Origin of the sequence: Nitrospira sp. SG-bin1, assembly GCA_002083365.1 — a bacterium.
In the GTDB taxonomy this organism is placed as follows: Bacteria; Nitrospirota; Nitrospiria; order Nitrospirales; family Nitrospiraceae; genus Nitrospira_D.
The window spans coordinates 44,922-60,182 of sequence record LVWS01000042.1; the positions used below are offsets into that span (position 1 = coordinate 44,922).

A 15,261-nucleotide genomic window follows, 5' to 3' on the forward strand; every position below is an offset into this window, starting at 1 on the left:
TCACATGCAATCGCTCACACAGAGAGAACTCATTAGGATCTCGCTGAAGAGAAGATGGTGGATCCTCCTGAGTATTGTGGTTTGGATGCCCTTAACCTTCGGAGCTTGGAAAATCTTCCCTAAAACTTATAAGTCTACCGTCATCGTGACGATTGATAGTCCCAAAGTGGCAAAGGATTATGTGAAAGGACTGGGAGGATCAGAAGGAGGAAGAGGATATGAAGATCCTGTTGTCGCCGCCATGCAACAAGTGCTGCTTAGCCTTACGAACCGGTCCGTGCTGCTACCGGCAATTGAGAAATTGAAGCCGTATCCTGATAAGCAAGATGAGACAATAGAAAATCAGATGAAGCGTCTCCGCAAGGCGATTATAGTCGCAAAGCCAAAAGATGGGGTCGGCATTGGGATCTCTTTTCTGCACTCGGACCCCCACGTAGCACAAGCCGTGATGGCCCTCCTCGTCGCGAAACTGCAGGAGGACAATATGAAGCGCCGAGAAGGACTGATAGGGACTACCACCGAGTTTCTTTCTACTGAGCTGAGTCGAATGAAAGCGGAACTTGAGGGCAAAGAACAGGCGATTTCGGATTTTAAGAAAGCCCATATTGGGGAGTTGCCGGAACAGCTGGAAGCTGGCCTGCGGACTCTTGATCGGTTGCAGGCCGATTTTGTGGCTTCCGGTGAATCTTTGAATCGCGCGGGTGAACGACTTACAGATTTGGAAAAAACCATCAGGGAATTCTCTGACCTTGGGGAAACCGACATGGTTCCCGTTGAGAGAAATGGACGAATGGGTGTTACAAAGTCTCTTGACTCGCGCGGTGTCAAACTAGAGGAGCTGAAGCAAAAGCTAAATGAACTTTTGGGAATCTACAAGGAAAACTATCCGGATGTGGTGCATCTCCGTGAAGAGATTCGTCGGTTAGAGCTGGAGCCACGATTAATGGATGGTGATCAGGCGGGTGTGGGAGAGTCGGTAGGCGGACCGGTTGTGAACGGTGACAAGGCTATTCGGAGGTCAAAAGATCCGTTCTTGAGAGAACTGATGAGGGAGCGCAATGAAATAAAGAGCGAGATGGTTTTCCTCAAGGAGAAGCAGGCCAATACACTTCGGCAAATCAAGGAGCTTGAATCCCATGTTCAACGGATCCCTGCCACAGAGCAGCGTCTCGCCGTCCTCGTCCGAGACTATGAAAATATTAAGAAAGGATATCAGTCTCTTCTTGATAAACAGACAAATGCCAGAATCGTGGAAAATTATGAGAGTCGCCAATTTGGGGAGCAGTATCGAATCATAGAGCCGGCAAACTTGCCAAGTGGCGAAGAGCCACCGACGCTCGTCCATTTTCTGCTGGGGGGTTTTGTACTGGGCTGTGCCACCGGTTTGGGAGGAGGTATTTTGGTTGAACTTTTGAAGCCTGGATTCCGCCGCCCAGAGGAAGTCGAAAGCTATCTTGGTCTCCCAGTGATCGCGATGATCCCTCCTTTCGGGACCGGGATGATCGAGATGGGTTCGACCCGGTCACGTGCGTTACTCACTGGACCAAGAAGTGCTGCTCAAATTCCACAGCGGGTACCGGCATATTATGGATACGAAAGGAAGTGGAGGGGTGCCGACTTTGGTAAGAGCAGTAAGGCATGGACTGATCGATCCAAAAACAACTTTCATTTAGTCACAAAATGGGAGCCTCATTCCGTCGTTGCCGAGCAATACCGTGTAGCTGCTACGCGCCTGCTGTTGATGGCGGCTGAAGTGAAGAACGTGGTCACTCTTGTGGCCAGCAGTATTATGGGGGAGGGCAAAACAACCACGGCAGTCAATCTCGCCTATGTTCTAGCCCATGATTTGAAGAAATCTACCCTCTTAATTGATTGTGATTTTAAGCGTCCCATGGTGCACGAATACTTGGATATTCCTGTTGCGCCGGGCCTCAGTGAGGCTATTCAAGGAGGAGTCATTCTTGAGAATTGCGTTCATCATTATGACGCTTGCCCTCTGTCTATTTTACCATGCGGAGATCGGAAGATTAGACCTGCCAGTATTTCTGGGATTCAGTATGTGAGACAGATTTTGCCGGATCTAAGAACCCGCTACGACCATGTGATCTTGGATGGACCTCCTGTGTTGACGCTTGCTGACGTCAATATTCTCGGCAGCTTGGCGGACGAGATAATTTTCGTGGTGAGAACTGGTGTGACGAGTCCGGAGATGGTACGCAAGGCAGTCAAACAGGTCAGCATCGATAGCAACTCCATCGGAGTGGTGCTGACGCAGGTGGAAATGGAATTTGCACCCTATCTCATGTACGAAACGCACCATGCCACTAAAAACAATTGAGGTCATGAATAATGAGGCTGGAGTGGAGCAACGGCTAGAGTTGTGCCGTTTCACGGAGGAAGCATATCCGACGCGGAACAAACTTCGTTCCAGGAGGCGCGTGCTTATCTTGGGGGCAGGGAAGCTCGCCAGAGAGCTTTATCGAGTCGTACTTTCGGAATGCCTTGGCTTGATAGAGATTGTTGGGACTCTTGTAGTGGAAAATGAGCGAGTGGACAGGAGTCTAAAAATACCTGGTTTGATTGGAACACATGAGCAGTTGGCTCAGATGGTAGAGGAACAGAGAGTGAATACCATCGTGGTCTGTTTTGAAGATCGCCGTTCGGTACTTCCGGTTGAACAACTCCTCGATTTAAAGGCAATGGGAATAGATGTTCTTGATGGGCATCAGTTGTTCGAAGAAGTCTCAGGCCGCCTCTCGGTTGATTCGCTTCGTCCGAGCGCTCTGATCTTTTCAGCCGGCTTTAAACAGGGCACGGTCGCCCGTGTCATGAAGCGGTTCATGGATATACTAGTTTCAGCCGGCGGGTTAGTGATGCTGTTGCCGCTATTCCTGCTAGTTGCCATGCTTATTAAGATAGATTCTCCAGGGCAGGTAATTTATCGACAGTTCCGTGTCGGATTGCTTGGCCGTCCCTTTGAGATTGTGAAGTTTCGATCAATGCGGAAAGATGCAGAAGAGTTGGGGCCTCAATGGGCTCAAGTGGACGATCCTCGGATCTCCAGAGTTGGAAGGTGGCTGCGAAAAGCTCGGATCGATGAGCTTCCTCAGTTATTTAATGTCTTAAAAGGGGAGATGAGTCTTGTCGGCCCGCGTCCGGAGCGCCCGACGTTCGTGCAAGAGCTGCGAACTATCATCCCCTATTATGATTTGAGGCACACAGTACGGCCCGGCATCACAGGATGGGCACAGGTTAAATTTCGCTATGGGGCTTCTCAGGAAGATGCCCATATGAAATTACAATATGACTTGTACTATGTGAAAAACCTTTCATTGGTTTTTGACCTGAAAATTCTGATCCACACCGTCAATGTTGTGATGTTTGGGAAAGGCGCGTACTGATTCGATAACCAGGTACGGTATAAATATTTTGATGGAATTCACATTAGAAATTGTGCTCTATGGCTCGATCGCCATGCTTGTATACACATACCTGGGCTATCCATTACTTCTGGCAATGTGGGCCAGGTGTGGAAGCATCCCTGTTCGCAAATCGAAAACAACACCTTCTGTTACCATCGTCATTGCAGCATGGAACGAGGCCTTGAGGATTAAAGAACGGGTTATTGACTGCCTGGCGCAGGAATACCCTGTTGAGTGTCTCAATGTTGTAGTTGTTTCCGACGGTTCCACTGATGGAAGCGTGGAGATGGTAAAAACAATATCATCTTCGCGGGTTAAGCTTGTCGTCTTGGAAAATAAGATGGGGAAAGCAGTGGCGTTGAATCACGGGGTGATGGCTGCTGATGGTGAGATCATTGTCTTTACTGACGCGCGACAAAAATTCTCTCCAACGGCGGTGAGAGAACTGGTCCAGAACTTTACAGACCCGACAGTGGGGGCCGTCACCGGTGAACTTGTGCTGGAGGAGTCCCTCGATAAGAGGAGGCGTTCTCACGCGGGCGGGCTCTATTGGAAAGTAGAGAAATGGATTCGGAAGAACGAGGGAGCTATTGACTCGGTAATTGGAGCGACCGGAGCAATCTACGCGATTCGAAGATCCCTGTACAATTCCCTTCCGCCCGGCACCATCCTTGATGATCTATTGACTCCGATGCAGATTGCGATGCGGGGACTGCGGGTGGTGTTTGAGGCTCGTGCGCTGGCCTACGACGTAGTGCCTTCAAGCTATAGGGCCGAGTTTTCAAGGAAGGTGAGAACCTTGGCCGGCAATTATCAGGCGATAAGTCTCTGTCCAGATTTGCTCGTGCCATGGAGGAACAGGCTGTTTTTCCAATTCATGTCCCATAAGGTTTGTCGGTTGGTAGCCCCGATTTGCATGATGACTCTCTTGCTTGCCAATTTGTGGTTATGGTCGGGATGGTTAGAATTGCTCTTCGCGGCTCAAATCGCAGGCTACGGACTTGCCCTGATTGGATGGAGGTTGAGAATCATGGGGATCCATGATCGATGGACTAGTCCTGTATTCACGTTTTGCATGTTAAATGTTGCCGCCGTGCTTGGTGCTATACAGTTTTTTAGATCACGGGCGATATCGTGGGAGAAGACAACGTAGCGGAAAGCTAGGATCGGCGGGAGTGTGTTGCTTACTACAAGGCGTATACGACTGGTGGTGTGATGTTCTGAAAAGAACCCGCCCAAGATCTTGTTATGTCGTCGCACTTTGTGATTTTTATAGGCGAGGCATTTATTTCATGCCTGAAATACCCTAATGGAGTTCCACTCGCTACGGACGACACGCAGCCAAGGAAAGTCAGGTAAGTGAACCGAATAGTGGAGGTATAGTTCACGACTTCTGGCTCTGCTTGCTCGAAGACCCTTACTGTGAATCGATGTTTCCGCTCGCATACTGCACAGGCTCGTAGTATCCCAACTTGGGCTCGTTTCCTCGCTTCGTGATCCATGAATTATTTCATATACCTCAATTAACGACTACGTATGTTGCGTAAGATGGCAAAGTACGCGATCGTAAACGCATTGTGGAGTGTGGGCCACTATCAGCGAGTGTTTGCTAACCTGAAGATTCCATTCATTCTCAAATACCATCGGACTGGGCCTGACAGAGGTCTGTTAACCTCAGGAGATATGAGGTCGGAGTTTGAGTCTGGTGTCCGTCGGAGCAACTTGGAAGCCCAAATGCGTCTATTGCTGAGGTATCGGAGACCAGTTCCGATGGACGAATTGGCAAGAGCACTGTCAAAAGGTGGCCCCGTTCCAGAAAACGCCGTCGCACTCACATTTGATGATGGGTATAGCGATAACTATGAGATCGCCTATCCTGTCCTAAAGCGCCATGGTATACCTGCGACTTTCTATGTATGCCCTGGTCTTATTGATGCGAGGAAAGGATTCTGGTGGGATGAGGTATATGCATGTTTCCGCCATACTCGGGTGAGCTGTCTCAATACAGGGGGACTTAGGCAAGAATTCGGCGGAAGATGTCAGCTCCCGGAAGTGGGATTCGCGCTGAAGACCTCAATGCAAAAACAGGTTGCGGCAAATATGATGATTAGTTTTGGGAAACAGATCACGGCGAATTCAATTCCCCGACTTCTGAAGATTCTGAAGGAAGAGTTACAGGTTGGAGGCCAAATATCGGACGGCGCGAGCGCATTGATGATGTGGCCTGAAATTAAAGAGATGGCCAATAATGGTATGGACTTTGGCAACCATACCATGACGCACCCGATGATGACTCACATTTCGGAGAAAGAGTTACAAGCTGAAGTTCAAGAGGCGCAGACACGACTTCAGTCTGAACTAAGACGGCCTATCAGCGGGTTTGTCTATCCATCGGGGAACTACGATGAGCTTGTGCGAGAGATGGTAAGGAAGACCGGTCATTCATATGCTTGCACAAGCGATAGTGGTTTTGTCACGCAAGGGGATGACACGTATCTTCTCAAACGTGTCAATATTTCTGACGGGAACATGGCATTCGCCTGCCGTGAGATCATTTTGACCCATGGCCATCATGCTGCCAGTAAAAAAAAATCACGCTACACTGCAAATTAAAGAAGAGCCGGTTGAAGTGAGTGAAAGGGTTTGGACGCTCCCTTTCATAGGATTGACCATTTTTCTTGGAATCTATTACCTGAGCCCTGAAGATTTCGTTCCTGGCTTGGAAGGGATCCCTTTCGCCAAGGCGATAGCGATTGCCACATGTATAGTTGCAATCAAGGACAATCTCTCTAACGGTCGTCCATGGTTTGTGCTCACAAAAGAAATTAAGCTGTTTTTGGCATTATGCGCAATCATGATTGTGGGGATCCCATTCTCTGCGTGGCCTGGCGGCAGCACGGAATTATTTACCACTCAGATTGTCAGGCTCATGATGTTGATGCTCCTGTTCGGGAACTGTCTGCAAGCACCGCGGCAGATCACCATCCTAGTGCGATGCATTGTTGTCTTTGGCACAGTGATAGCGACAGTGTCATTCTATCACTATCTCACGGGCCAACTTGATAACCATGGGAGACTAATAGGGTATGGCAGTAAGGAGTATGAAAACCCGAATGACCTTTCACTCGGGCTCCTAACGCTGATCCCATTAGCAGCGGCCTTGTATGCGCAGGAACATCAATCTGTCATCGTCAGAATATGTTATGCCATGACTATAGGGCTGATGGTAGCTGTTATATTGTTATCTCTGTCACGAACTGGAATGGTAGGTCTTGCATTTCTAGCCGGTCTTTCCTTGTTGAAGATGGGCAAGCGGAACCTCGCGAAGGCATTGGTCGTGTGCATGGTTGTAGTGATGACGGTTGTGGTGGTAATGCAAGTTTCTCCTACCATTGCAGACCGAGCTGATTCCATATTCGATTCTGATAAGGATGAGAGCGGAAGTAAGGCTGAGCGACTCAGTCAGATGTCAGATGGGATTACCTTGGCTGTGGACCATCCAGTGTTGGGCGTGGGGCTTGGAATGTCTGTGGTAGCTATCGCTGCGATGCATAATAATGCTGCTAATCGGTGGGTTAAAATTCACAACACCTACATACTAATCGCTACAGAACTGGGGATTCCTGGACTGGTTCTGTTCCTGTCCATGGTGATGTCTTCCATTCGTAACTTGAAAACAATAGGTGCATTTAGATTGCATGAAGAGAGTATGAGCGGTTCAGGAAATGGACTGGCAGAAGGTTTACGAAGGGCTCTGTTGGTCTTTATGGTTACGGCAAGTTTCTCACCTGTTGCATATAACTTTTTCTTGTATATTTTGCTTGGCTTATCAGGCGCGCTGCTTAGTGTTGTGCGGAAGCTTGAAGAGTGCGGTGCGTCATGCGTGAGTAGCCAGTCCCTCTCCTGCCAATCACGAATGCCGGCCGCAAGAATATAAAAACCCTCTGAGCAACGTCCACTCTTAAAGTGTGGAAGGTCTTCTGCACGGTTCTTCTTTGATTTCTTCTGTGTACAGTCGTCGTGTTCGGCATCATGCTATCCTACGATTTTGTCATGCTTTTCCCTAGAGGCGGTGTCTGTTGACGCCGACATCAGACGGTAGCTTTCCCGTGGATTTTTCAGAGCGATCGAATGGGCAACAGAATGGCAGTGAGACAAGATTTTCGATTTCTCTGGCAAATATTAATGCGGATATGCAGGCCATTTTGGATACCTGGAAAGAGAATCTGCTCGACCCTCCAAGCACACCTGAGAAATTCGTCTGGTACTATCAAAAGAATCCATTGGGAAAGGGGCAGTGCTGGTTGCTTCTCGAAAAAGATTCAGGTGAGTTCATTGGTACAGCGGGTCTTGGGCTTCGCGCAGTAGAAATTGGTGGCCGGAGGCTGATGGTCGGGCTGGCTTCAGACTTTGCGGTGAAGAGGCGCCACAGGACAATCGGGCCGGCAGTCATGCTTCAGAAGACACTTGCTGCGGAATTAGGCAAGAGCCTGCCCGCGATTTATGTGATCCCAAACAAAGCAGCAACTCCGATCATGCAGCTATGTGGCTTTAAGAAGGTCGGCCAGCTCATTCGTTATGTGAAGGTGCTGAATGTAGGTACCTACGTTTATGAGCGGTTTCCACACAAGTCTTTTGTTTCCATGATTAGCAAACCAATCGATTATCTTATGAACTTGACCTCGCAAGATGCCTGGTATTCCTGCCCGGTGAACCGTGTATTCAAACCTATGTCTGCGTTCGATAATCGGTTCGATGAACTGTGGGAAAGGGCGCGAGGGGGTTTCCGAATAATCGGAGAAAGGAATTCACAATTCCTTCGGTGGCGGTATGAGGATTGCCCCACGGCAAAATTCGGGGTTTTTGGTCTGCTCGATAGAAGCGAGCAACAGCTTCATGCATACATAGTCTCATATCACCGGGGAAAGAGTCTGAATCTAGCGGATTTGTTCTTTGATAGTCCCGAAGCGTTAAAGGCCATTCTCCTTCTGTTCTTAAAGGAGATGCGCCATCAGGGGCAACGTTCGGTCAATATCGCGATGATGGCACCGACCTCTATTTTGAGGGTCTTAACGGATATAGGATTTCTGCCTAGAGGTGAAGCTCGCTCGTTTCTGGTGCATTCGAAGATGGACCAGACCATGAATCAAATCATGGAATCACCAGACAACTGGTATCTTCTGAGCGGAGACAACGATTACAGCTGAGGATATGCTTCCGCAAGCGATTGATTTCAATAGTCCAACTATTGGTAAAGAATCACTACCGTGAAGAGAACGTCTGATCAAGCAGCTATTCTATTCATAAGTAAAGCTCTTACAGCGGGACTCTTGTTTGCGCTGGGACCAATTCTCGTGAGGAAGTTGGATCAGGCACAGTATGGGACCTTTTTACAGATTAATCTAATCACATCCCTGTTTGTGGCAATTCTGCCATGTGGCATCCCACAAGCGATCTCATTTTTTGTGCCGCGAATAGATCCTTCTAAACATTTCAGGTTTGTGACTAGGACGTTGACCGCTTTGTTTCTCCTTGGAAGTGTAGGGGTAGTAGTGATCTGGGCGGGAAAGAACTATATCGGACAATGGATGAACAATCCGCAATTGGTCACGCTCGCTCCATACATAGGCGCCTTGATCATCGTCACGATACTAATAGATACGACAGAGACGATTTTTCTTGCATACAACCGATCCGGAGTAGTGGGGATCGTTCTTCCAATAAAAGCCATTGCGAGAGTGGTGGGTGTGGTGCTTCCTCTCCAATTGGAGAGAGGTCTTACTGGGGCATTGGAGGGGCTCATCATCGTGGGGATCGCTGAGTCGCTCATTTTATACGGATATCATGTTGTGCGAAGCAGTGAAGAGGCAAGCGGTCCTTCAGGAGTCTCTATAGCAGAACAGCTTCGGTACGCGTTTCCTGTTGGGATAATAATGATTGTGGGAATCCTTGGATCGAGTATCGACAAGTTCATCGTCTCCTCCATGTTCACACCCGCACAATATGCTTTGTACGCAAGAGGTGCATTCGAGTTGCCACTGGTGGGCATCCTCCCTGGAATGTTATTTGACCTGCTCCTGCCAAAATTTTCCCAGTATCTTCATGAAGGGGGGAAAGGAGAAGTCTTGAGACTCACGAGTGAGGCGATCCGAAGAACCGCCCTGGCATTCTATCCTATCTGTGCGCTGTGTGTCGTATTGGCGGATCCATTAATCACCTTCTTGTTCACGGATGCATACACGGCCAGCGTGCCGATCTTTCAAGTCTATGTGCTTCTCATGCTGTTTCAAGTGGCTCCGCTGCAAATCATCTTTCGTGCAACGGGAAACAATTTTCCGTATCTAAGAGTCACACTCTTGAGGATTGTGTTAGGGGCGGCGTTGACAACCGGTCTCCTTAAGCTGATAGGGCCAATCGGCGCGGCCCTCGCGGTCGTGATCATTCAGGCGATCGTCACCCTGCTCTGCTGCGTTCTCGCGGGTCATGAACTCAATGAGCCATGGAAGCAGCTCGTTCCCTGGAATGATTTGGCAAGAACCTTTGTGCTCAGCGCATGCATTGCCGTGATGATTCTTCCGATCACATGGTTGACGCTTCCAAAGTGGGCGATCCTGATTCTAGGAGGTGGGGTGTTTTCGCTTCTATTCATCTTCTTCGCCTTTTATCTCAGAAGAATCTCCGAGATGGATAAGGAGATTCTTACTCGATGGGCAGCCTTGGTGGTTCGACCGTGATGGGAATCCTCACGGTCGGGTTGTTTGCCACAGCCTTTTTCGGTTGGGTAATCCTGCGAGTCATCAAGGCTAAAGCGCTGGACATTTGGCTGATGCCCTATGCTGCTAAAACCATCATGCCTCGTGAGTCACCTTTCCCCGGTTTGCCGGTCGATGTGATGTTTTGTGTTATTGATCACTTTGAACCTAAGTATGTCAAGCAGGATTCATACGGACACGCAACCTACTTGACCACAAGAGAGGATGAGATTGCAGTCGTTGATGGGTGGGTAGACAGATATCCAAAAATGGCAGCGGCATACAAAGATTCTGACGGGATTTCTCCTCGCCATACCTGGTGCTATCCGATCGAGAATTTTGATTCATCACATGTCGGGAAGCTTGCGGAACTGTGCCGGCAGGGGTTTGGAGAAATAGAAGTCCATCTCCACCATTTTCACGATACCTCGGAAGGATTAGAAAAGGCTTTGGAGATCGGAAAGAAGAACCTAGCGACATATGGAGCCACTGTTTCAGTCGGAAGTCAACGCACTGAACGCTTTGCTTTTGTTCATGGGAATTGGTCATTAGACAATGCCGGCGGCAATGAAACCTGCGGCGTCAATAATGAACTGGAAATCCTCAAAAAAGCCGGATGTTTTGCTGACTTTACTCTTCCATCAGCGCCTAGTCGGACGCAAACAAGAAAGATCAATTCCATCTATTATGCTCACGATGATACACGGAAGCCTAAGTCGCATGATACTGGGATAGACGTGGCCGTGGGTGGGCGAGAACAGGGGACGTTGATGATCATACAGGGGCCTCTCTGTGTCAATTGGAAAAGGCGCAAGTTCGGCATTGTCCCGGCGATAGAAAACGGAGAACTCCATCCTAATAACCCTGTCACTCCTCAACGAGTCAGGTTATGGATGAAGACAGCGGTGCATGTAAAAGGTCAACCGAATTGGACCTTCATTAAGGTGCATTGCCATGGAGGAGTTCGTCGCGACCTCGAGTTTTTCTTAGGTGAACAAGGGCACAGGTTGCACGCTACGCTAGCCAGTGAGATAAGAAATATTGCGGGGCATCGACTTCATTATGTGACGGCGCGCGAGATGTATAACATCATCAAGGCCGCAGAAGACGGTAAACAAGGCAATCCGCACCAATACCGAGACTATCTTATCCCACCCTATCTGAATTCCAGTTTTCATGGTGCAACCGAGTCCCTTTACTCCTGAGCTCATTGATACGTCCTCCGCTGAAGTGCGTTTGTCATTCTGCCGAGGGGCGTGGAAATCTTTGTTAGGCAAGACATGGAGCATTCGAGGTATGAGGCGTTCGTAGTTGGCGATCTCTCATCCATGAAGGTGACAGGCGATGTGTGGAATTGCTGGGTTTGTTGACGATAGCGTCTTTGAAGAAAGGGTGCAGCGGAAGATTCTGGACCGGATGTGCTTCGCGATTACCCATCGAGGTCCGGACGATCAGGGAACGATAGTTGATGGCCCCGCCGCCCTTGGGATGCGCCGACTTTCTATTATCGACGTTGCAGGCGGGCATCAACCGATTCTCAACGAGGATGGCACGGTTTCCGTCGTCTTTAACGGCGAAATTTACAATTATTCGGAGATTCGCGCTGAACTAGAAAAGTGTGGCCATAGATTCCGTACACAATCAGACACGGAAGTCATCGTGCATGCCTACGAGGAATATGGACCTGAGTGCGTTTCGAAATTTAGAGGCATGTTTGCGTACGCAATCTGGGACCGGCGATCGAGCACGCTTGTCTTGACTCGTGACCGTGTGGGTAAGAAGCCGCTACACTACACCCTCGTAGGGAGGGCACTGATATTTGGTTCAGAAATAAAGTCCTTGCTTCAGCATCCGTCAGTAAGGCGCGTTCCTCATATGGAGGCGCTGTCGAACTTTCTCACGTTCGGGTACATCCCCGATCCGGCCACTGCGTATAAAGAAATCAACAAGCTGCCTCCAGGATATCTCCTTATATTTCGAAATGGTGTTGTGAAAATAAAAAGTTATTGGGACTGGCAAACCCACAATTCGTGGAACCATTCTGCGACCCTGTCAGAGGCTGATGCCGTTCATGAGTTACGACAGAAACTGGTTGAAGCGGTTAGGATTCGGCTGATCAGCGAAGTTCCCCTCGGGGCGTTTCTCTCGGGTGGGATTGATTCAAGCACCGTCGTTGGACTTATGGCACAGGCAATGAATCGGCCCGTGAAAACGTTTTCGATTGGTTTCACGGAAGGCTCTCATGACGAGTTGGATTATGCCCGTCTTGCCGCCGGACAGTTTCAAACTGACCATCATGAGTTTGTGGTGACGCCAGACATGTGTAGTCTCGTTGAGGAGCTCGTATGGCACCATGACGAGCCATTCGCCGATGCGTCAAGCATTCCGACGTATGTTGTGTCAAAGATGGCCCGGGAATATGTCACGGTGGTTCTTACGGGTGACGGTGGAGATGAGGTGTTTGCGGGTTATGATCGGTATCTTGTCGACCGACGGCGTGGATTCTATGAGTTTCTTCCTCGATCGTTTCGGGATGGTTTTTTGGTTCGCCTTGGTGGTTCGCTCCCACAAGGTTTCTATGGAAGGAATTACCTCCGCAATATTGGCCTTGACGCGGCGGAGCGTTTCATTGACAGCCTTTGCCTTATTTCTGACGATGCCAAGAGCCTGCTGCTACAGGGGAGCATCATCGACCAACTCAACGGACACGATCCCAAGAAGCACTTTCGTCACCTCTTCAAAATGGGGGTTTCAAACAATCATATTGACCACCAACTGTACCTCGACAGCAAGACGTATTTGCCGGGCGATGTTCTGACGAAGGTCGATCGGATGACAATGGCAAATTCAGTCGAAGCTAGAGCCCCATTTTTGGATCATCTTTTAATTGAGTTTGCGAGCCGGTTGCCATCTGCATGGAAGCTGAAGGGGTACGAGTCAAAGTACATTCTTAAGCAGGCAGTCAAGGGATTGGTTCCACAAGAGATACTGCGTCGACAAAAAAAGGGATTCGGCGTCCCCCTTGGAATATGGATACGAGGTGAGCTGCGACCAATGGTGGAAGGGGTATTGACCGATCTTACGACATCCCAAAGGGGAATCTATCATCAGGCCGGCGTACGAGTGTTGCTTAATGAGCACATGCGCGGGCGACGTGATAACTCACATAAATTATGGGCTCTATTGATGATGGAACTGTGGTTCCGCACGTTTATTGACCGATTCCCTGCAACATCGTTATCTGGCCCCAACCATGCTGCTACTGTGGCATCTTCATCGACTAGGTATGCGGATCATTGAAACGTATCGTGTTCAGTTCGAGAAGATCTAATGCTCTACCATAAGCTGCCAGCGTAGAGTTGTATTACAGTCCTGCCTCACTGCCTGCTTCATTAGAAATAGAGCCCGAATTTTTGCCGGGCGGTGGTTTTTCACTCATACTTCTGCCGCAGACCTCATAGATGACATTAGCTGCTGCGCTCGGGTTCCGTTGTGTTGGCTGAATGCTGAGGCGAACGGTGAAGCAGTCATTTGATCAGAGCGGTCGACCTCAGACTTACCAAGACGCCAAACAGGGAGCAGGCGAGTCCAGCGGTAGGAATATATTTGAGTATCAGTCTGGCTCTAGCCATGGAAATGCTACTAACGTGGCCGTACGTCTAAGGATTTTGCACTTAATCAACAACTTCGAGTTGGGTGGCACAGAAAACCAGGCTGTCCTGCTGCTGAAGCATCTTGACCGAACTCGGTATGACATTCGGCTCGGTGCTCTAAGCACCTCGGGTCCACTCTTTGAACAAGTAGCTCCTTTGTACGGCGCCATCGGGCGATATCCGCTGAATAGTTTTTATGATTACAACGCGCTTAAGCAGGCTATAAGGCTTCGATCATACCTTAGGGAAAATGGGATTCAAATTATTCACACTCATGAATTTTACTCCGGCATATTAGCGACAGTGGCTGCACTATTTACAGAAATTAAGGTAATCGCGAGTCAGCGAAACTTACGCATGTCGGATCGCCTTGTGCACTCTTGGGGACGCAGAGGAATTAACGCTCTTGCAGACACAATACTTGTCAATGCTCAAGCAATTAAAGCTCACATTCTCACGACTAGTTCAGTCTCCCCCGCCAACATTGTTGTGATCAAAAATGGTCTTAGCGGTGTCTCCTTTGTCAGAGATCCTGAACAACTTCTAGAGGTGCAGTTCAGAGCTAAAATGGATTTGACTTGTGAACTAGGAATTGCGAGCTCATCAGCAATCGTGGGAATGGTGGCCAATTTTCGTCCGGTGAAAGGACATCGACATGTACTGGACGCCGCAGCTCGTGTGCTCCAAAGGCTGTCAAATGTTCATTTCCTGTTTATCGGGGAGGGGGAATTGCGCAGTGATTTAGAGCGACAGACGAAAGAGCTTGGAATTGAGCGAAATATTCATCTCATGGGGCATCGAACAGATGCAAGATCGCTTGTGGCCGGTTTTGACGTAGCGCTGTTGGCCTCATTGCATGAGGGGATGCCAAACACGGTCTTGGAAGCGATGGCTGCAGGTGTTCCGGTCATTGCTACTGCTGTCGGCGGGGTTAATGAAATCATCGAGGACGGGCAAACTGGATACTTGGTGCCTCCGGGGGATCCTGTTGCACTGGCTGAATGCCTGAATCGCGTGCTTGAACATAAACAGGTGAGACGAAAGATTGGTTTGCAGGGGCAACAGTTTGTCCAGAATAACTTTACCGTCGGTCAGTTAGTCTTATCAGTGCAAGAACTTTATGAGTCAATTGTGAATCGAGGGTGTGGCGATAAACGATCAGATGATCCCGTCTGACCCATATCTCACATGAGCAGAGATTCTTACCAAAGAAGACAGAGGACCATTGTATCTAGGAGGCGGGTCGTTTCAGCAACGTGGATTATGAGGTATTTCTGGAGAACGTGATGACTTGCACGCATAAAATTCGCGTCTGCCTTGCGGCGCCATCGCTAGATATTCTGGGCGGTCAATCTCGCCAGGCCGTGCGTTTATTGGCTGGCCTTCAGAAAGAAGCATCGTGAGCTACCCCCGATTCCGTGGACACTGAGTTAA

10 protein-coding genes are annotated in these 15,261 nt (G+C 49.1%); all 10 read left to right on the plus strand.

Going from position 1 to position 15,261, the window contains the following annotated elements; translation table 11 throughout:
* The first annotated feature begins 4 nt into the window (after positions 1–4).
* A complete protein-coding gene (locus tag A4E19_20895; GenBank protein OQW31023.1) occupies positions 5–2,338 on the plus strand; it encodes a hypothetical protein in 2,334 nt (777 codons plus the stop codon).
* Complete coding sequence (locus A4E19_20900; protein ID OQW31024.1) at positions 2,319–3,401, plus strand: hypothetical protein; 1,083 nt, start codon at positions 2,319–2,321, stop codon at positions 3,399–3,401. Before A4E19_20895 ends, A4E19_20900 begins: the two co-directional genes overlap by 20 nt.
* A 31-nt stretch (positions 3,402–3,432) precedes the next feature.
* Positions 3,433–4,575, plus strand: a complete 1,143-nt coding sequence (locus tag A4E19_20905; protein ID OQW31025.1) for a hypothetical protein — start codon at positions 3,433–3,435, stop codon at positions 4,573–4,575.
* 383 nt (positions 4,576–4,958) lie between these two features.
* Complete coding sequence (locus tag A4E19_20910) at positions 4,959–6,035, plus strand: hypothetical protein (protein ID OQW31026.1); 1,077 nt, start codon at positions 4,959–4,961, stop codon at positions 6,033–6,035.
* A gap of 16 nt (positions 6,036–6,051) precedes the next feature.
* Entirely contained in the window at positions 6,052–7,359 is a 1,308-nt protein-coding gene (locus tag A4E19_20915; protein OQW31027.1) for a hypothetical protein, read from the plus strand.
* Positions 7,360–7,615: 256 nt separating this feature from the next.
* Positions 7,616–8,629, plus strand: a complete 1,014-nt coding sequence (locus A4E19_20920; GenBank protein ID OQW31028.1) for a hypothetical protein — start codon at positions 7,616–7,618, stop codon at positions 8,627–8,629.
* A gap of 60 nt (positions 8,630–8,689) precedes the next feature.
* Positions 8,690–10,156: a hypothetical protein gene (locus tag A4E19_20925; protein OQW31029.1), complete on the plus strand. Its 1,467-nt coding sequence runs from the start codon at positions 8,690–8,692 to the stop codon at positions 10,154–10,156.
* On the plus strand, positions 10,129–11,379 hold the full coding sequence (locus A4E19_20930) for a hypothetical protein (protein ID OQW31030.1): 1,251 nt from the start codon (positions 10,129–10,131) through the stop codon (positions 11,377–11,379). Before A4E19_20925 ends, A4E19_20930 begins: the two co-directional genes overlap by 28 nt.
* Positions 11,380–11,518: 139 nt before the next feature.
* Complete coding sequence (locus A4E19_20935; protein ID OQW31031.1) at positions 11,519–13,474, plus strand: hypothetical protein; 1,956 nt, start codon at positions 11,519–11,521, stop codon at positions 13,472–13,474.
* A gap of 218 nt (positions 13,475–13,692) precedes the next feature.
* A complete protein-coding gene (locus A4E19_20940; GenBank protein OQW31032.1) occupies positions 13,693–15,003 on the plus strand; it encodes a hypothetical protein in 1,311 nt (436 codons plus the stop codon).
* Positions 15,004–15,261 lie beyond the last annotated feature (258 nt).

What these genes read in the sequence shown, in the direction of transcription:
- A4E19_20930 (OQW31030.1), top strand. Translation starts at nt 10,129, where the DNA reads ATGGGCAGCCTTGGTGGTTCGACCGTGATGGGAATCCTCACGGTCGGG.
- A4E19_20900 (OQW31024.1), top strand. Translation starts at nt 2,319, where the DNA reads ATGCCACTAAAAACAATTGAGGTCATGAATAATGAGGCTGGAGTGGAG.
- A4E19_20935 (OQW31031.1), top strand. Translation starts at nt 11,519, where the DNA reads ATGTGTGGAATTGCTGGGTTTGTTGACGATAGCGTCTTTGAAGAAAGG.
- A4E19_20920 (OQW31028.1), top strand. Translation starts at nt 7,616, where the DNA reads ATGCAGGCCATTTTGGATACCTGGAAAGAGAATCTGCTCGACCCTCCA.
- A4E19_20895 (OQW31023.1), top strand. Translation starts at nt 5, where the DNA reads ATGCAATCGCTCACACAGAGAGAACTCATTAGGATCTCGCTGAAGAGA.
- A4E19_20910 (OQW31026.1), top strand. Translation starts at nt 4,959, where the DNA reads ATGTTGCGTAAGATGGCAAAGTACGCGATCGTAAACGCATTGTGGAGT.
- A4E19_20905 (OQW31025.1), top strand. Translation starts at nt 3,433, where the DNA reads ATGGAATTCACATTAGAAATTGTGCTCTATGGCTCGATCGCCATGCTT.